Raw genomic sequence first — 18258 nt, 5'->3', positions numbered from 1 at the left:
CGGCTCGCCGCGGTGGCCACCCGTACCGGCCGTTGACGGCCCGCCGCCGTGGACCCGATAACGTTGGCAGCGTGAGTGCTATCCCTTACAGCGAAGACGTCCTCGACCGCTCCGTACCCGTGCTCCAACTGGTCGACGTGGCGAAGCAGCTCGGTCTGGTGATCACCCGGGTCCACCAGCTGCTGCGTGACCGCCAACTCCTGGCGATCAAGCGGGACGGCGTGCTGGCGGTGCCTGCGGCATTCTTCGACGACGACGGTCAGATCCTCACGGGCATCCCCGGTCTCATCGCGGTGCTGCACGACGGAGGATTCCGGGACGACGAGATCCTGAACTGGATGTTCCGGGACGACGACACGCTCACGGGCGGCTCTCCGGCCGCGGCGATGCACACCCACGCGAGGCGGGAGGTCATGCGCCGGGCGCAGGCACTCGGCTTCTGACTCCGGGCGTTCAGCGCAGGCGGGCCAGCTGGGTCAGCGCAACCCGCGCACGGCGCCGGCCGGGGACCACGGCGCGCTCGTCCAGGACGCGGTAACCGCTGCGCTCGACCTCGTCGAGGATTCCGCCGTACAACGCGAAGGCGGTGCGGATGCCGGGCCGGATCCGGTCCGGCAGCAGCGCCAGACCGGGCTCGGCGCGCCGGTACTCCGCGCGCGTGAGCGCCACGAAGTGGGCCAGTGCCCGGCGCACCCGCGGATCCGGGGTCCCGCCGGTCCGCCGACCGTGCTCGAGCAGCGCGACATCGACCCCGAAGGCGGCCCACGTGTCGGCCGGCAGGTAGGTACGTCCCCGGTCGAGGTCCTCGCCCACGTCCCGGATGAAGTTCGTGAGCTGGAAGGCTTCTCCGAGCGCCGCGGCGTAGGGTGCAGCCGCGTCGATGTCGGCCACCTCGAACACGGGCAGCAGCTGCAGCCCGATGACCGCCGCCGAACCGTACATGTACTCCCGCAGCTGCGGCATGTCGTCGTAGCGCGGGCGGAACTCGGGGGTGCCGGGAATGTCCATCCGCATCGACCGGACGAACGCCTCGAAGTACTCCAGAGGCAGGTCGTAACGCCGGATGGTCTCGGCCAGCGCCCCGACCACCAGACCGGTCGCGTCCGCCGGTCCGGGGTCGCCCGCGAGCGCGGCGTGCAGCCGGCGCTCCGTTTCGGTCACCTGCAGGGCAGCGGCGGCCGGGTCGTCGACGGCGGTCACGTCGACGATGTCGTCGACGAGACGAGCGAAGCCGTAGAGGGCGTGGACCGCCGACCGCCGCGGCCGGGGCAGGAGACGAGTGGCGAGATAGTACGTCCGGCCGTGTGTGGCCGCCAGTTCCTCGCAATAGCGGAATCCTGCGTCGGTCTCGGGCACGGTCACCTCGGATCCGGGCGGACGGTGGGGACGGGCGGTTCCCGTCGCGCGCGCAGCCGCAACGGGTCGACGGTACGCAGCGACGCGGTGGCGATCACCGAGGCGACCACAGCCAGGAGCACATGGGCGAGGTTGTACATGCCGATCGAGCCGTCGGGGTTGAAGATCAGCATCAGCCAGGTCGACAGGCCCACGAGCACCGCCAATGTGGTCGTCGACAGGGCGAAGCCCGCGGCCACCGCGAGCGGCCACGAGTAGTACCACGGCAGGGCGGCCGGCGAGAGCATCGTGATCGCGGTCAGCGTGATCACGATGCCGAGCACCGCATCGCGCTCGGTGCGCCGGAACCGCCACCACGTCACCACCATGATCACCAGCAACGCGACGGCGCAGAGCATGCGGGTGACATCCAGGATCGAGCCCAGCTGCCACGGCGTGAACCACGTGACCGCGTGCGCCATGATCGTCGGCAGCGACAGCCAGTTGATGATCTTCGACGAGCCGGACAAGGCCGTCAGCCAGCCGATGCCGACTCCTGCGAGCGCCGAGGCCGCCCCGAACACGGCCGCGAACACCAGCAACCCCGCGCCTGCGGTCTTCCCGAACAGCACGATCGGCGATGCCGGTTCGCGGCCCTGCGCCCGCGCCCGGTCCCGCTCGTGCAGAATCCAGATCCACACCAGGAAGGGCAGCGCGATTCCCGCCGATGCCTTGACCGCGGCGCCGACGGACACGAGGGCGATGCCGCCGACGTGTCGGCCCTCGAGTACGAGCACGATGCCGGCGATCATGAACCCGACCATCAGCATCTCGTTGTGCACACCGCCGATGAGGTGGATCAGGATCAGGGGGTTGAGCACCGCAAGCCACAGGGCGATGCGGGGGTTGCCGCCGAGCCGGCGTGCGAGCTTCGGCACGGCCCACGCGGTGAGCACCAGCCCCGGCAGCATCGTCAGCCGCAGCAACCAGGTACCGGTGACGACATCGTCGCCGGTCAGCGACGTGATGCCCGCGCCGAGCAGCAGATGCACCGGACCGTACGGGGTGGTGGTCGTCTTCCACACGTTGCTCACGTTGTCGAGCAGCACACCCGGGTTGACGACCGGACCGTCGAGGTACGGGTCGAAGCCGTCGCGCAGCATCGCCCCCTGGGCGAGGTAGGAGTAGGCGTCGCGGCTGAACATCGGCGGCGCCACCAACAGCGGCGCCACCCACATCGGCAGCACCGTCCACAGCTCGCGCAGGGTCACGTGCCCGGAGAGTGTGCTCCGGCCCAGCCGCACCCAGGCCGCGATCATCAGCAGGACGCCGGCCCAGATCAGGATCGTCGAGAGCAGCAGGCCGTGCCCGAACCGCAACCAGGACAGGTACAGCTCTTCGAGCAGCGGGTCCTGCCGCCGGACGCTGCCCGCCCCGAAGCCGCCGAACGTGACGAAGGCGGCGCCGAGGGCGCCCAGGAGGCCCGCATTGCCGGCCGGGCTCCGCAGGAAGTCGCCCGGTCCGCTCCGCGCGGGCCGCGAGGCGGCAGGCTGCTGTTCCGGCGGGCGCTGCTGTTCCGGGGAACGCTGCTGTTCCGGGGGACGCTGCTGTTCCGGGGGACGCTGCTGTTCCGGGGGACGCTGCGGTCCGGACGGATGCTGTGGAGCAGCGTCGGAAGGGGCAGGGGACGACATGGTTGCGAGTTCCTCCCCCGGGAAGTCGTGGACGGTGCGGGGCCCGGGCGCGGCGCGGGCGGACAGGTGAACGAGGTGACAGTTTAGTTCAGCCGCCACCGTCCGCGGTCCACCACTCACCGCGAGGTGCGGACCCCGAGCCGCTCGGCCGCGAGCCGGCCCGACAGAACGACCGTCGGCACGCCGACCCCCGGCACGGTCCCGGAGCCCGCGAGCACGACGTTGGGATGGCGCGGATCCAGGTTCCGCCGCCGGAACGGGCCGGTCTGCCGGAAGACGTGCGCCCCGGAGAACGGGCTGCCTTCCAGCATGCCCCGGGCCTGCCAGGTGGCCGGGGTGTCGATGTGGTCGATGCGGAACTCGTCGGCGACGCCGTCGTATCCGCGCCGGCCGAGGACGGTCAGCAGTTCGGCGGCGTACGGGTCGGCCAGAGCGGACCAGTCGTACGGGGCGCTGTCCAGGTTGGGGCACGGCGCGAGCACCGACAACGGCTCGTGCCGGACGCCGTCGCGGACGAAGCCCTGACCCGGGTCGCTCAACGCCGGCCGGGTGATCAGCAGCGACGGGTCGCTCATGAGCCGGCCGCGGCCGCGTCCCGCGCTGATCTCGGCGAACGTCTCCTCCCACGACGCCCCGAAGTCGATGGTGTGGTGGTGGGTCGCAGGCCAACGCGCGGCAACGGCGGACGGCACGCTCCCGTGCAGCACCACGGCCGACGGTGACGCGAGCACGCGGCGCCGCCGACGTGGCGGCAGCAGCCTGTCCACGACCGGCAGGTCCGGGCTCAGCACCACGGCATCGCACAGCACGCGTTCCCCCGAGGCGGTGCGCACGGCGGTAGCCGTGCGGCCGTCGAAGTCGAGACCCGTGACCTCGGTGCCGAGGCGCAGGTCCCCGCCGGCAGCGACGATCGCGTCGGCCATCGCGCGGGCCAGCACCCGCATGCCACCCTCCACCGCATACACGCCGAGGGAGGTGTCCATGTGGGCGATGGCGCCGTACACCGCCAGGGCCCGGGCGGGTGCGACGCCCGCGTACAGCGCCTGGAAAGTGAACACGCGGCGCAACCGCGGGTCGGTGATCCGGCGGTTCACCTGGGCCCCGAGCCGGCCGAACCCTCCCAGCCGGAGCAGCGTCGCCAGGTCCCGCACCGCCGCGGGGGAGGCGACCAGGTCGAGGGGGGAGTCGAAGTTCCCGGCCATGAACCGGTCGAACTCGGCGTCGAAGATCTCCGCGAGCCAGGAGCGCAGCCGAAGGTAGCGTTGCGCCTCCTCGGCCCCGCACACCCGGGTGATCTCGGCGACCATCGCGTCCGGATCGGTGTGCACGTCGAGGGTCGTGCCGTCGGCGAACCGGGCGTGGTACGCCGGGGCGAGCCGGCGCAGCCGTACCGCCGGGGTGACGGACTCGAAGTCGGCGCCGACCGCCGCCAAGGCGTCGGCGATGAGTTCCGGCATGGTGAGCACGGTGGCGCCGTTGTCGATCTCGTAACCGGGTCCGGTGTGCACCCCCACCCGGCCGCCGACGGTCGCCTCGCGTTCGAGGACGGTCACCTTGCGGCCGGCGCCGAGCAGGTACAGCGCCGTCGAGAGCCCGGCCAGGCCGGCGCCGACGACGACCACGCGCTCGGCGCCCGTCACGGTGCGCATCAGGCGGCCCGCCGCGTCGCGTCGAGCGCCGCCGCCCGCAGGCGGGCCTTGCCCTCGTCCGTCGCGCCCGAGCCGTCGAGCGTCGCCAGCGCGGCGTCGGTGAGCGCGGCGATGCGCCGCTCCACCCGGTCCACGGCTCCGAGCTCGGTGATGACCGTCCGCAACCTCTCGACGTCCGCGTCGGACAGGTCCGAACCGATACTCTCGCGCAGCAGCCGGGCGGCCTCGGGATCCCGGGCGTCGGCGGATTCCAGGGCCAGCGCGTACAACACCGTCCGCTTGCCCGACCGCAGGTCGTCACCGGACGGCTTGCCCGTGACCTCCGGATCCCCGAACACGCCGAGCAGGTCGTCGCGAAGCTGGAAGGCGAGCCCGATATCGGTGCCGAACTCCCGGTAGGCGGTGATCAGCGCGTCGTCGGCGCCGGCGAGCGCGGCGCCGAGATGCAAGGGCCGCTCGATCGTGTACGCGGCGGTCTTGAACCGGTTGACACGCATCGCAGCGGGCACGGACTCGTCGGCGGACACCTCGCCCGCGATGTCGAGGAACTGCCCGCCGAGGACCTCGGTGCGCATCGCCGACCACACCGGTGCGATCCGCGCGGTCGTGGCCGAATCCAATCCGGCCTCCCGGACCATGTCGTCGGCCCAGGCCAGAGCGAGGTCACCGAGGAGGATGGCCACGGCGGTACCGAACTGCTCGGGCCGGCCCCGCCAGCCCGATGCGCGGTGCTGCTCGGCGAATTCGACGTGCACGGTCGGGAAGCCACGACGGGTGGTGGACGCATCGATGATGTCGTCGTGGACCAGGGCGCAGGCCTGCACCAGTTCGAGTGCCGAACAGGCCCGCAGCACGGCGGGTGCGTCGAGACCGGACGGATCGCCGCCGGCGCCGATCCAGCCGTTCCACGCGAACGCCGGACGCACCCGCTTGCCGCCGCGCAGCACGAAGGACTCGAGTGCCGTCACGGCCTCGGGATAGCCACCGCCGATCGGCTCGACGAGATCGATCCGCGAGACGAAGAAGTCGCGCAGGGCGCCCTCCACGAGATCGGGGAACAAGGCGGTGGGCACGGGTTCGGATCCGGTGAACAGGGCGTCCTCCTGGTCGTGTGTGGAGCGGCCCGTCGGGCGACGGCGGGTGCGGCCCGATCGCGCGACGAAACGCGCCGAGTCCACCCGCGCCCAGCCTATCCGGCGGCCGGGGGGCTTGCCCCGGTTCGGCCCGCTCCGACGTGCCCCTATGCTGGTCGGGTGACATTCGATTCCGACAGCGGGCCGGTCGGCGGTGGAGAATCCCGTACGCCGTCGGTGGTGGACCGTCTCCGTGCGCCCCGCGGCGCACGCATCCCGTTCTCGGTGGAGTTCTCCCCGCCGCGCGACGCCGACGCGGAGGCGCGCCTGTGGCGCGCCGTGCGCGAGTTCGAACGCCTCGGCCCGGCCTTCGTGTCGATGACGTACGGAGCGGGTGGTTCCACCCGGGACCGCACCGTGCGGGTCACCGGTCAGCTGGCGCAGGAAACCACGCTCCTGCCGGTCGCGCACCTGACCGCCGTCGGGCACAGCATCGACGAACTGCGCGCCATGGTCGGTGCCTACGCCGATCGCGGTATCACCAACATCCTCGCGTTGCGAGGTGACCCGCCGGGCAATCCGCTGGGTGAATGGACCCGGCATCCGCAGGGGCTCGAGTACGCGGAGGAACTCGTCCGTTTGGTCCGCGACCTCGGTGACTTCCATGTGGGGGTGGCGTCGTTCCCCGAGGCGCACCACCGCTCCCCGGACCTCGAGCACGACACGCGGTATCTCGTCCACAAGCTGCGCGCGGGCGCCGAGTACTCGATCACCCAGATGTTCTTCGACGTCGAGGACTACCTGCGACTGCGGGACCGGGTCGTGGCCTACGATCCGGAGCAGGGAGCCAAACCGATCATCCCGGAGATCATGCCGATCACGTCATTGCGCACGGCGCGGCGCAGCCTCGAGCTGTCCGGGTCGAAGCTGCCGGCCACCCTCGAAGAGCGCCTCGTCCGGGCCGCCGGGAACGGCCCGGAGGAGGACCGTGCCGCCGTGCGGGAAGTGGGCATCGACGTCGCCACCGAGATGGCGGAGCGGCTCATCGCCGAGGGCGCGCCCTGCCTGCACTTCATCACCCTGAACTTCGCGCGGGCCACCCGCGAAGTGCTCGCCCGTCTCGGCATCGCGGTGCCCACGGCGGTCTGACCGGACGCTCGGAGCGGGGCACTCAGGGCAGTGGCACTCAGGGCAGGGGCACTCAGGGCAGGGGCCTGTCCTTCCAGCCGAGCCGGCCGGTGCGTCGCGCACGGAGCGAGTCGATCGCCAGCGCCGCGAACGCGCACACCCCGAACGGGTGGGTGCAGCCGGCCGCCACGTCGGACCGGTCGGGGCTGCCGCGTTCGGTCGCCCGGGCCACGGTCCGGGACACGATCGCCGCGGCGGTGCCCACGACCCCCCAGCGCCGGGCCGGTCCGGGACCGAGAACAACCGCCACGGGCGGCAGCACGTAGGTCACCGCGGCAGCGACGAGCACCGCCGCGGACCCGGCGGGGGAACCGAATGCCGACCACAGCCAACGCGTGTATCCGGCGCGCAGCGGCGCTGCGCCCTCGTACATACGGCAGGACGCGAGGTTGCCGGCCGCGGCCACCATGGTGCGCCGTCCGGACCGGCGCAGAGCCCGGGCGAGGTCGAGGTCCTCGGTGGGGCTGGCCGCGACGGCGACGTGTCCGCCCACGACGGCGTACGCCGACGCGTCGAACACCAGGAACTGACCACACGAGACCGCCATCGACGGTCGGTTCGAGCGGTGGGACACCGCGATCGGCAGCGTCGCGAACCAGGACCAGAACAGCAGCGGCTGTACGAGGCGTTCGGCGGCGGACCCGGCCTGCTGGAAGGGCCACGGGGTGAGCAGGTGGGCCCGGCGGTCGCGCAGCACGGTCACCGCGGCCGCCACTGCACCCGGGGCCAACCGCACGTCCGCGTCGACGAAGGCGACCACGCCGGACGGATCGGTGGCCGCGTAGGCACGTGCGCACGCCGCGGCCTTGCCCGTCCACCCGGGGGGTGGTGGCGCGGTCGAGCGGATCACCGTGACGCGGGGATCGTCCCCGGCCGCGAGCCGGGCCGCCTCGGTCGTGCCGTCGACCGAGTCGTCGTCGAAGATCACCACCCGCAGCCGGCGCAGACCGCGCTGGGCGCGCAGATCCGCGACGAGCGGGGGCAGGCGACGGGCTTCGTTGCGGGCGGGGACGATCACCGTCACCGGTTCGTCGACGACAGCGCCGGGGGCGAGCCTGGGCAGGGTGAGGCGATTGGCGACAGCCACGGCGGCTCCCAGTGTCGCGGCGACGGCCCCGGCACGGACGACGCCGACCAGCGCCCGCATCGCCTACGACGCCGTCGCGTCGTCGCGAGCTCGCCGCGGGGGAGCGGGGTTGCGGTTCATCCAGGCGAGCGCTCCGATGATCGCCGCGACACCCGTCGTGACACCGGCGACGATGCCTGCCCAGCCGGCGAATCCCCTGGTGTTCGGATCGGCGTAGCGGACCTCGGCGCGCAACGTGCTCACCTCCCCGGCCGGCAGCTTCCACGTGACGATCGAATCGGAGTCACGGTTGCCGTTGGTCGTCGCGACCCGGGCCGGGAACGCGATCGTGATCTGCACGTCGGTGCCCTGGACGGGTACCGACTCGAGGTCGACCTTGCCGTTGACGCTCACCAGGTCGCCGGCGCGCTGCAGCGCGAGCTGGAAGGTGCCCGAGGTCTGGTCCGACATCGACCCCAGCTGTTGCACGTCCCCGAAGCTCAGATCACTGAAGAACACCTGACTACCGACGTACCCGTCCTGGTCGTACTCCTGCACGCGGACCTTGCCGGCGAGCGAGTCGGGAGCCGTCAGTTGCGGTCCCTTGTCGTTCTCGTCGGCGGGGATCGTCGCGGCCACGATCTGCCCGGAGACACGGTCGTCGGCCGAGACCCCCATCGTCGCCTGCACCCGCAGGCACCCGGCGAGGACAGGGACGAGCAGGAGCAGGAGCGCCGCCGCCGCGAGGGACCGGCGGCGGGAGCGGGGCGAGGTGGGCGGCTGCACAGCGACATCGTGCCAGGAGCGGGGGGACGTGTCAGACGCGAGCCCCTACCCCGGCGCGTCGCCGCAGGGACCACAGCAGCGGGACGCCGAGCGTACTCATGACCGCCGCCCCGTAGAGAGCCGAGTACTTCAGCTCGGGTACGCCCAGGAAGACGCTGTGGGCGAGCGCGGACCCGAGCCACGTCCACAGGAACAGCACCAGTGGGACGGTGTCGGTGCCCGGCTGCACCGGTCCGGTCCGGTCGAGCAGATCCAATCCCACGGCCATCAGCGTGGCGACGACGATCCAGCCGAGGTAGTTGGTGAGCGGGATCTGCTCGAGACCGGGCAGGCCGCCGCCGTTGCACCAGCTCCACTGACCGTCGGAGACCATCTGCGGATCGAGGTACAGGTCCCAGCCGACCATCCCCACCGTGGTGAGCGCGATGCGGGTCACCCGCTCGCGGTTCCCGTCCGGCCGCGAGATCCCGCCGCGCCCGGCGAGCAGCGAGGCCACGTACCAGACCGGGTACATCCCCGCCGTCCAGGCGAGCGGCACCACGAGGGGCACGTCGAACAGCGCGGGACCGAGCCGGTCGACGGCGTATGCGTAGCAGCCGTACGGGTACCCGGTCGCCGTGCCCACCACCTCGGAGGCGAAGCCGACACCTGCCGTGATCGCGAAGAATCCGGCGGTCCAGACCGGGCCGCGTCGCGTCGCCGCGTGCGCGAGCCCGGCGGCCGCGAGGAGGGTGACCACGGCGACGGTGACGAGGTCGCGGGCCTGGCCGGAGGTCAGCGGGTAGGCGATCTGCGCGGCGATGGCACCGCCGGCGAGAACGACGGGAAGCCGGTTCATCGACGCCACCGCCCCAGCGCACGGCGCACCGGGCCACCCGCGGAATCGGCGAGCGCGCGCTGCGCGGCAGCGCGTCCGCTCGCGCCGGAGACCCCGCCCCCGGGGTGGGTGGACGCGCCGGTCAGATAGACCCCGTCGGCGCCCGGGACCCGGTGCCCGGACAGCTCCGGCAGCGGCCGCCACATGAACATCTGGTCCAGCGACATCTCCACGTGCATGACATTGCCGCCGAGCAGGCCCAGTTCGCGTTCGATCTCGTGCGGCGTCTGGATGTGCCGGTGCCGGACGGAGCCGGCGAAGCCGGGCGCGAACCGCTCCATCTCGGCGACGATCCGATCCGTCTCCGACTCGGCCAGCGCGGACCACTGCCGGCCGCCGGAGAGCCGGTACGGGTGCCACTGCGACCACAGGGTCACCTGGTGTTCGCCGGGCGGGGCGATCGACGGATCGAGCGCCGTGAAACTCATGGCCAGCACGGCCGGTCGCGGCGGCAGTTCCCCCGCCAGGGCGGCGCCGTGCGCGAGGCGGAGCCGGGCCCGGTCCTCGACGAGCAGCTGCAGACCGCGCACGGTCTCGGCGGCATCGGCGGGACCACTCGGATACCGGGGCAGCGCGTCGGTCGCCAGGCGTACCACCATGCCGATACCCGGACCGACGCGGATCCGTCGCCGCCACGCGTCGAGGCGGGCGCGGTCGAATCCGCCGCGTTCGAGCAGATCGAACGTGGTCAGCACGTGACAACCGGCGATCACGGCGCGCGCGGTGACGACCCGTCCGGAATCGGTGCGGACCGCCCAGCCGTCCCCGGCGCGGCGGATCTCGGTGACGGCGTCGCCGAGCGCGACGACGCCACCGTCGGACCCGAGACGGGCGGCCAGGGCCTGCGTCAGCGCGCCGCTCCCGCCGATCGCCCGGCCGGGCGGCAGGGTGTGCATCAACGCCGCGACGCCGACCATGGGTGCGGTGCCGGGCTCGGACATCGGGGGCCCGGACTGGGCGCCGAACCAGGCGAGGGCGGCTTTGAGCGGTTCGTCGTCGAAGTACTCGTCGAGGAGGGCGTCGCCGGTGCCGAGGAACTGGCGGGAGAGGTCGCTACCGCCGCTGCCGGTGTCGAGACCCCAGAAGGACGAGAGCAGGTGCCGGCCGGTCGGCGGCGCCGAGAACGAGCGCATCACGCGGGCGCTGCGCGGACCCCACACCGTCACGAAGCGGCGGTAGGCGTCGGCCTCGCGTGGACCGCACGCGGCCTCGACGGATCGGCACGTGCGGTCGAGATCGCGATGGAAGACGATCCCCGGGCGGTCGCTGCCCGCCGGGGCGGGAGCGAACGCCCACGGGTCGCAGTCGACATAGTGCAGGCCGTGCGCGGGCAGATCGAGTTCCTCGACGATGCCGGTGTGCCGGATCATGACGTGCGCCGACGAACCGCGGTCGACCGCGTGCCCCGGGAAGCGTTCCACAGTCGACACGGCGCCGCCGAGTACGGTGTCCCGCTCGAGCACCTCCACGGACCGGCCCGCGCGGGCGAGGTAGCACGCGCTCACCAGGGCGTTGTGCCCGGAACCCACTACGACCGCGTCGATCACCCTGTCCACGCTACGGACCTTCGAGCGGAAGGTCCCGGCCCAGGACGGCGAAGGGACGGGCGTCCCCGGTGAACCGGAAGTGGCGGACGACGTCGCGGAACCCGAATCGCCGGTACAACCGCCAGGCCCTGTTGTCCTCGCCGGGTGCCTCGGGAGTCGACAGCAGCACCGTGCGCTCGGGACGGTCGCTCAGCAGCCGGCGCAGGAGCGCCTCGCCGATACGGTGACCCTGGGCGTCCGGCCGCACGTGCAGCTCGGTCAGTTCGAAGTAGTCGCCGAGGACGGCGTCGATCGTCTCCGGGGGGTAGCCGGCGTGGCGCATCCCGGTCCGCACCTGCTGGTTCCACCACTGGTGTGGTGACCCGCAATAGCCGTAGGCGATCGCGACGAGCGTCGACGGCTCCTCCGGCAGAGCCGCCGCGACGGCCTTCCATCCCGGGCGGGCGGAGTGTTCGGACCACATGGGCGCGCGGTGGTACTCGGTGCCGCGCGGGTATCGCATGGCGGCCACGTAGATGGGCAGCACCTCGGGCAGTCGCGCGCGGAACTCGGCGGCGGAGAGATCGACGACGATCGGTGCCGCGCCCCGCGGGGTCGCATCCGTACTCATGACGGGGACTGGACCGCCTTCCCTTGACTGCGTGTCGGTAGGTGCAGCTATATTGAATACGTCGAACGGATGTTCGATACCGGGGATCCGGTGATGTTCGAGGGAAGCGAACATCACCGGATCGTCGGGGCCGTGACCCGGCCGGTGCCCGGCGGGGTGCAGGGAGGTGTTCGGAATGATGACCGCGGCACGAACCACACAGTCCGCTGCCACACCGTCGGCTGCCACACCGTCGGCTGCCACACCGTCGGCTGCCACACCGTCGGGTGCTACCGGTCCGCGGGCCGTCGGCCGTCCGGACTGCGCCGCCCGCCCGGTGTCCTCGCGCGCGGCAACCCTGCTCGACCGCGCGGACGAGTTGCTGTCGGCCGCCGCCGGCACCCCGGAGCCGTCCGAGCGGTTCCATCTGGCGTATCTCGCCGCGCTGCGCGGGGCCGGGGCCGTACTCGCGGGGGCCGAACTGCGGGCGGTCCACCGGCCGGCGCGTCGGCCCCGCACTCGCAACGCGTGGGTGCTCATGGCGCGCGCGGAGCCGGGATTCGCGGTCTGGGCCGACTTCTTCGCCGATCGTTCCGACACGCGCGCGGCGATCGAGGCGGGGGTCACCCGCTCCGTACCTGCCGACGAGGCGAGCCGCTTCTACGACGAGGTGGGCCGTTTCCTCCACGAGGTCGAGGACTACCTGACCGGCGCCGACGACCGCTCGGGGGGCGCAGAACCCGGCTCCGGAGCCGGCCGCCGCAGCGCATGATCGATGCGCGACGCAGCCCGGGTCGTTCGACGGCCCGGGCCGGGTCCGTCGGCCTCTCGTATGCAGGTCCTTCGGAACCGTGATCGAACTCGAATCCGCAGTTGGTGGTCCCCGCCGGGATGTACTCGTATTATTGAGCCAGGCGGCCGTCAAAGTCGGCCCCCCGTCGATCTGGACCGCAGATCCGGCGGCCACCGTTTAGTGCCGGGGGAGGTACCGTGCCACTCTCCGAGCACGAGCAGCGCATGCTCGAACAGATCGAGAGCGCGCTCTATGCTGAGGATCCCAAGTTCGCCTCTACCGTCCGGGGAAGCCGGATGGGGATGGCGTCCAGTCGGCGTCGGCTCCAGGCCGGCGCGTTGTTCGCACTGGGTTTGGCGTTGCTGATCGCGGGCGTCGCCCTCCCGGTGAAGCCGGGCGGGTTCCCGATCATCAGTCTCGTCGGATTCATCGTCATGTTCGGCGCGGGGGTCCTGCTCCTCCTCGGAGGCAAGCGCGGTCCAGGCGTCGGCGACGGTCCCCGCGGATCAGGTCGCGGTCCCGCGGAAGGTAGATCCCGCGGCGGCCGCAAGTCCGGCGGAGGGTTCAGCAAGAGGATGGAGGACCGCTTCCGTCGGCGTTTCGAGCAGGAGTAGCGCGCAGTACTTCACGCGAGTTCCCATGAACGGCGCGTCCCGGTAACCGGGGCGCGCCGTTCGGCTTCTCCCGGCGCGGCGGCGGGCGGCCCGCCGCCCCCACCGCACCCGACCGTCGTCCCCCACCTCTCCCCACCGCCCCCTCGCCGCCGTGCCCCACCGCGCCCCACTGCGGCGCCCGGCTCCGGTGAGCGGCCGTCGAGGCCGAGGCGACCAGGGTGTTCTCCCGGGCCCGAGTCCGTCGTCTCGCGGCGGGCCCGAGTCTCCCGCGGCGCGGCGGCACCGGCCTCGTCGTCGTCACCCACTCCGCCCCACCCGCCGTGAACTGCGGACGGTCGGAAAACGGCGCCGCGCGTGGGCGCGTAAGCGGTTGAACGTGGGGGAAAGTGGGGTAGTGTGGGTCGCGGCGGAGGGGTTCCTCCGTCGAGCGAAGGACAGGGTCCGGCCGGGGCGTGGCGGGGGGTGTCGAGTGTTCCTCGGTACCCACACGCCCAAGCTGGACGACAAGGGGCGGCTCACGCTGCCCGCGAAGTACCGAGACGAACTGGCGGGAGGGCTGATGATCACGAAGGGTCAGGACCACAGCCTTTCCGTCTTCCCGCGCGACGAGTTCGCCGCCCTGGCCGAGCGTGCCGCCGCGGCCTCGCGGAGTAATCCGCAGGCCCGCGCGTTCCTTCGGAGCCTGGCGGCGGGAACCGACGAGCAACGTCCCGATGCGCAGGGCCGGATCACCCTGTCCGCGGCCCACCGCAAGTACGCGGGACTCACGAAGGACTGCGTCGTGATCGGTGCCGTCAAACATCTGGAGATCTGGGACGCGGCGGCGTGGGAGCAGTACCTCGCCGAGCACGAGGAAGAATTTTCCGAAGCGAGAGACGAGGCCCTGCACGACATTCTGTGACCGGAACCGCAGCAACGACCGTAGTGCCACCGCGGCGAGTGCCGCGAGGCCTCTGCCCGACAGCGACCCTGACACACTTCCCCAGTGCCAGGTTCGTGAAACGGAACCCTGACGTACTTCCCCAACGCCAGGTTTCCAGTTCGGACAGAGACCTCGATGCATTCGCCGCGGTCGTCTCCGGACCCCGCCGCGACCCCCACCGAAGCCACGATCCGATCGCCCACGAACCGAGCAGGACAACCGGAGGAAGAATGGCGGAGGGGCAGGACGCGGCGGCGATTCCGGAGGCCGCGAGTCCGGAGAGCTTCGGTCATGTCCCCGTTCTGCTCGACCGCGCCGACGAGTTGCTCGGCCCCGCCCTCGAAGCCGCCGGTGCGGGCGCGATCTACGTGGACGCCACCCTCGGTCTCGGCGGACACTCCGAGCACTTCCTGCGCACCTACCCGGGGGCGCACCTGATCGGACTCGATCGCGACCCCGACGCCCTCGCCGTCGCCCGCCGGCGGCTCGCACCGTACGCCGACCGCACGCAGTTCGTGCACACCCGTTACGACGGCATCGCCGACGCCCTCGCCTCCTGCGGACTGGATCGGGTCGGATCCGTCCATGCGATCCTGTTCGACCTCGGCGTGTCCTCGATGCAGCTCGACGAGACCGAGCGGGGCTTCGCCTACTCCCGCGACGCCCCGCTGGACATGCGCATGGACCCCACCACGGGGATGACCGCGGCCGACGTCCTCAACACCTACAGCCACGGCGACCTCGCCCGCATCCTCAGCACCTACGGGGAGGAGCGGTTCGCCGGGAAGATCGCCTCGGAGATCGTGCGCCAGCGGGCGAAGGGGCCGCTGCGCACGAGCGGGGAGCTGGTGGAGTTGCTCTACCGGACCATCCCGGCCGCGTCCCGCCGAACCGGCGGGCATCCCGCCAAGCGCACGTTCCAGGCGCTGCGCGTCGAGGTCAACGGCGAACTCGACTCGCTGCGGGCCGCGATCCCGGACGCCCTGGATGCGCTCGCCGTCGGGGGACGGGTGGTGTTCATGTCGTACCAGTCCCTCGAGGATCGTGTGGTCAAGCAGATCCTCACGCCGCTGACGAAGTCGAAGAGCCCCGAGGGCCTCCCGGTGGAACTTCCGGGTACCGAGCCCGAGCTGCGGGTGCTTACCCGCGGCGCGGAACGGGCGACGGAGCAGGAGATCGAGGCAAACCCGCGTTCGGCGCCGGTGCGCCTGCGTGCCGCGGAACGAATCGCCAGGAGGTACCGATGACCGTACAGGTGGCAGCACCTGCCCGCCGTCCGGCGCGTTCGACGGCCGCCCAGCGCGCCTATCAGCGGCGCAGTCGGCGTACGGCGCATCTGGCCGCGGAGTCGACGACCCCCGCCCGGGCCCGCCGCAGCGGTCGTGTGGCGGCGCGAATTCCGTTCGTGGCCACCATCATCGCTCTCCTCGGGATCGGCATGGCCGTGACCCTCCTGTTGACCACGCGCGCCGCGGAGGACTCCTACCAGCTCAGCGCCGCGCGCGACTACAACCAGCGCCTCGTCCAGGAGCGCGCCGTCCTGCAGCGCGACGTCCAGGCCGGCAACTCGGCGCCGGTGCTGGCGATGCAGGCCGCGAAGCTCGGAATGATCCCCACCGGTGAGGTCGCCCGGCTCGTCGTCGGGGACGACGGCGGGGTACGGGTGGTGGGAACGCCCGCACCCGCCGAGGGGGCTCCGGCCGCGCCGCTGAACCCGCCGTCCCCCGATGACCGGAACCGGGCGCAGCTTCCACCCCTCGCGGGCAGCGCGGGCAGCGAGAACCCGCGACCGGTGACCCCGTCGGCCGGCGCCGATCGGTCCGCCGCGCCCTCCGGTGCTGCCGGCGGTGAGGCTCCCACCGCGACGACATCCCCGCTCACTCCGCCGTCCGCCGAGTCTGCCCCGGCACCCGAGTCCGCCACGCCGTCGCCCGGCAATGCCGGGGCCGCACCCGGTCAGCCGGAACAATTGGTGCCCGTGACCCCTGCGACGCAAGCCGAGGACGGGCGCCGGTGAGGCGAGGGACCCCACCGTCTTCCCGGCCGGTCCGCGGCCGCCCCGCCCCCTCCCGCCGGCCGATGCCCGTCCGGCGGGCCCGCTCCCGCCGGGTCTCCGGCGGGGCCGACACCACCGGGTTCCGGTTCCGCTACCGGTACGGCCGCGCGGTGATGTTCCTGGCGCTCGGGGTCGCGGCCGCACAACTGCTGTGGGTGCAGGTCGTCCAGGCTCCGCAGTTGACCGCCGAATCGGCCAGCCAGCGCACGACACGGCTCGTCGAGCCCGCCACCCGCGGCACCATCGCCGACCGGAACGGCAATCCGCTGGCCTACACGATGGAGGCGAAGGCGCTGACGTTCCAGCCCGTGCGGGTGCGGCGGGAACTCGACGAGGCGCGGGCCGAGGACCCGACCCAGCCCGAGACCGACGCGTATCTGGAAGGCGTCGCCGCCGCGATCCACGAGGCGCTGGGCGCGGCCGCTCCCGAGGACGAGATCCTCGACAAGCTGCGCAGCGACGAGACGTTCGTCTATCTGGCGCGAGGCGTCGATCCGGCGGTTGCCACCGCGATCGTCGACGAATACGACCGGGTGGGTCTCGAGCGTCAGGACATCCGGCTGTATCCCGGCGGTGCGCTCGCCGCCAATCTCGTCGGTGCGACCGGCTGGGACGGGCACGGCCTCCTCGGCCTCGAGGACGCCATGGACTCCGTGCTCGCCGGCACCGATGGTTCGTCGACGTACGATCGGGGCTCCGACGGCGCGGTGATCCCCGGCAGCTGGCGCGATCAGCAGCCCGCCGTCGACGGCTCCGCGGTGGAGCTGACCATCGATTCCGACATCCAGTACTACGTGCAGCAGCAGGTTCAGCGGGCCAAGGACCTGTCCGGGGCGAAGAACGCCTCCGCCGTCGTGCTCGACGCCCGGACCGGGGAGGTCGTCGCCATGGCCAACGACGGTACGTTCGACCCCTCGATCGGGGTCGGCAACAACCCGAAGGACGCCGAACTCGGCAACCCCGCCGTCAGCACCCCCTTCGAACCGGGATCGGTGAACAAGATCGTCACCGCCGCCGCCGCGATCGAGGACGGGCTCACCACCCCGGACGAGGTGCTGCAGGTGCCCGGCACGATCCGGATGGCCGGCGTCACCGTCAAGGACGCATGGGACCACGGCGTCGTGCCCTACACCACGACCGGTGTGTTCGGAAAATCCTCCAACGTCGGGACTCTGATGCTCGCCGAACGGGTCGGTGAGGACCGGTTCGCGCAGATGCTCGACCTGTTCGGCCTCGGGCAGCGCACCGACGTGGGCCTGCCCGGCGAGTCCGCCGGCAGCGTGCCCAGTCGCGAGCAGTGGTCCGGTGGCACGTTCGCCAACCTGCCGATCGGGCAGGGTCTGTCCATGACGCTGCTGCAGATGGCCGGGATCTACCAGGCCGTCGCCAACGACGGCGAGCGGATCCCGCCGCGCGTCGTCCGCGCCGTCGTGGCCCCGGACGGCACCCGCACCGAAACACCCCGGCCGGAGCCGGTGCGGGTGGTCAGCCCGCAGACCGCCGCCACGGTGCGCGACATGTTCCGAGCCGTGGTGCAGGACGACACCGGCAATCAGCGCGGCACCGGTACCCCGGCCGCGATCGAGGGCTACCAGGTCTCGGGCAAGACCGGCACCGCCCAGCAGGTCGACCCGGCCTGCAAGTGCTACTCGAACTCGAACTACTGGATCACCTTCGCCGGGATCGCGCCCGCCGACCGTCCCCGCTACGTGATCGGCATCATGCTCGATGCGCCCACCCGCAGCGCCGACGGCAGTGGCGGCCAGTCCGCCGCACCGCTGTTCCACACGATCGCCTCGTGGTTGCTGCAGCGCGAGGGCGTGCCGCTGTCGGCCGACCCGGGCAGCAAACTGATCCTGCAGGTGGACTGAGCCGCGCGGGTGCGGTCGATCGCCGAGCACCTGTCGGCGCCGCCGCCACCCGTCGGTAACCTGACACGTCGGTACCGTGACACCGCGGTCGAGCCCGGGCACATGGCGGCCGCGGGAGTACGAAGAACGGCAGAGACACTGCCGCGGAGCGAGAGGAGCCTGGTGCCTGTGCCGTCGAGTCCGGACCCGTCCCCGCCG

At 72.1% G+C, this 18258-nt stretch carries 17 protein-coding genes; 8 read left to right on the top strand and 9 right to left on the bottom strand.

The window, feature by feature from the left end:
- The first annotated feature begins 71 nt into the window (after nucleotides 1-71).
- Nucleotides 72-443 (top strand): Rv2175c family DNA-binding protein, encoded by a 372-nt coding sequence (locus F1734_RS16090; RefSeq protein WP_026138005.1) that lies wholly within the window; start codon nucleotides 72-74, stop codon nucleotides 441-443.
- Nucleotides 444-453: 10 nt separating this feature from the next.
- Here F1734_RS16090 and F1734_RS16085 read toward each other — a convergent pair whose 3' ends face one another.
- From F1734_RS16085 to F1734_RS16070, 4 genes are all read right to left on the bottom strand, one after another.
- Nucleotides 454-1362, bottom strand: coding sequence for a phytoene/squalene synthase family protein (locus F1734_RS16085; protein WP_010594368.1), 909 nt, complete (start codon nucleotides 1360-1362; stop codon nucleotides 454-456).
- Nucleotides 1359-3029 (bottom strand): alpha-(1->6)-mannopyranosyltransferase A, encoded by a 1671-nt coding sequence (locus F1734_RS16080; protein ID WP_203010787.1) that lies wholly within the window; start codon nucleotides 3027-3029, stop codon nucleotides 1359-1361. The genes F1734_RS16085 and F1734_RS16080 overlap by 4 nt, the downstream gene beginning before the upstream one ends.
- Before the next feature lie 116 nt (nucleotides 3030-3145).
- Nucleotides 3146-4678: a phytoene desaturase family protein gene (gene crtI, locus F1734_RS16075; RefSeq protein ID WP_017681753.1), complete on the bottom strand. Its 1533-nt coding sequence runs from the start codon at nucleotides 4676-4678 to the stop codon at nucleotides 3146-3148.
- On the bottom strand, nucleotides 4678-5724 hold the full coding sequence (locus F1734_RS16070) for a polyprenyl synthetase family protein (protein WP_040272706.1): 1047 nt from the start codon (nucleotides 5722-5724) through the stop codon (nucleotides 4678-4680). The genes crtI and F1734_RS16070 overlap by 1 nt, the downstream gene beginning before the upstream one ends.
- Nucleotides 5725-5931: 207 nt before the next feature.
- Between F1734_RS16070 and metF the strand changes: the two genes are divergently transcribed.
- Nucleotides 5932-6900 carry a methylenetetrahydrofolate reductase [NAD(P)H] gene (gene metF, locus F1734_RS16065; protein ID WP_172603580.1) on the top strand — a complete coding sequence of 323 codons (969 nt, stop codon included), beginning with the start codon at nucleotides 5932-5934 and terminating at the stop codon, nucleotides 6898-6900.
- Nucleotides 6901-6952: 52 nt separating this feature from the next.
- Here metF and F1734_RS16060 read toward each other — a convergent pair whose 3' ends face one another.
- The 5 genes from F1734_RS16060 to F1734_RS16040 are packed head-to-tail and all read right to left on the bottom strand — an operon-like array spanning nucleotide 6953 to nucleotide 11825.
- Nucleotides 6953-8086 carry a glycosyltransferase family 2 protein gene (locus F1734_RS16060; RefSeq protein ID WP_140188663.1) on the bottom strand — a complete coding sequence of 378 codons (1134 nt, stop codon included), beginning with the start codon at nucleotides 8084-8086 and terminating at the stop codon, nucleotides 6953-6955.
- Nucleotides 8087-8089: 3 nt separating this feature from the next.
- Nucleotides 8090-8791, bottom strand: a complete 702-nt coding sequence (locus tag F1734_RS16055) for an LppM family (lipo)protein (protein ID WP_010594375.1) — start codon at nucleotides 8789-8791, stop codon at nucleotides 8090-8092.
- Between the two features lie 31 nt (nucleotides 8792-8822).
- Nucleotides 8823-9629, bottom strand: coding sequence for a carotenoid biosynthesis protein (locus F1734_RS16050; protein WP_010594376.1), 807 nt, complete (start codon nucleotides 9627-9629; stop codon nucleotides 8823-8825).
- Nucleotides 9626-11215, bottom strand: a complete 1590-nt coding sequence (locus F1734_RS16045) for a phytoene desaturase family protein (protein WP_048771139.1) — start codon at nucleotides 11213-11215, stop codon at nucleotides 9626-9628. The genes F1734_RS16050 and F1734_RS16045 overlap by 4 nt, the downstream gene beginning before the upstream one ends.
- A 10-nt stretch (nucleotides 11216-11225) precedes the next feature.
- Nucleotides 11226-11825 (bottom strand): GNAT family N-acetyltransferase, encoded by a 600-nt coding sequence (locus tag F1734_RS16040; protein ID WP_010594378.1) that lies wholly within the window; start codon nucleotides 11823-11825, stop codon nucleotides 11226-11228.
- Between the two features lie 316 nt (nucleotides 11826-12141).
- Here F1734_RS16040 and F1734_RS16035 point away from each other — a divergent pair, with 316 nt between their 5' ends.
- From F1734_RS16035 to F1734_RS16010, 6 genes are all read left to right on the top strand, one after another.
- A complete protein-coding gene (locus F1734_RS16035) occupies nucleotides 12142-12576 on the top strand; it encodes an SAV_6107 family HEPN domain-containing protein (protein ID WP_043805390.1) in 435 nt (144 codons plus the stop codon).
- A 218-nt stretch (nucleotides 12577-12794) separates the two neighbouring features.
- On the top strand, nucleotides 12795-13211 hold the full coding sequence (locus F1734_RS16030) for a DUF3040 domain-containing protein (protein WP_010594380.1): 417 nt from the start codon (nucleotides 12795-12797) through the stop codon (nucleotides 13209-13211).
- 469 nt (nucleotides 13212-13680) lie between these two features.
- On the top strand, nucleotides 13681-14112 hold the full coding sequence (mraZ, locus tag F1734_RS16025; RefSeq protein WP_010594381.1) for a division/cell wall cluster transcriptional repressor MraZ: 432 nt from the start codon (nucleotides 13681-13683) through the stop codon (nucleotides 14110-14112).
- 251 nt (nucleotides 14113-14363) lie between these two features.
- The gene (gene rsmH, locus F1734_RS16020) at nucleotides 14364-15380 is read left to right on the top strand and encodes a 16S rRNA (cytosine(1402)-N(4))-methyltransferase RsmH (protein ID WP_203010785.1); all 1017 of its coding nucleotides are present in this window, start codon (nucleotides 14364-14366) and stop codon (nucleotides 15378-15380) included.
- Between the two features lie 137 nt (nucleotides 15381-15517).
- Nucleotides 15518-16150, top strand: a complete 633-nt coding sequence (gene ftsL, locus F1734_RS16015; protein WP_048770980.1) for a cell division protein FtsL — start codon at nucleotides 15518-15520, stop codon at nucleotides 16148-16150.
- 62 nt (nucleotides 16151-16212) lie between these two features.
- Nucleotides 16213-18060: a peptidoglycan D,D-transpeptidase FtsI family protein gene (locus tag F1734_RS16010; protein WP_102031188.1), complete on the top strand. Its 1848-nt coding sequence runs from the start codon at nucleotides 16213-16215 to the stop codon at nucleotides 18058-18060.
- The last annotated feature ends 198 nt before the right edge of the window (nucleotides 18061-18258 follow it).

The sequence above is a fragment of the Rhodococcus ruber genome (assembly GCF_016804345.1).
In the GTDB taxonomy this organism is placed as follows: domain Bacteria; phylum Actinomycetota; class Actinomycetes; order Mycobacteriales; family Mycobacteriaceae; genus Rhodococcus; species Rhodococcus ruber.
Note: the sequence above shows the minus strand (reverse complement) of the source record. Positions and strands in the feature narration are given on the sequence as shown.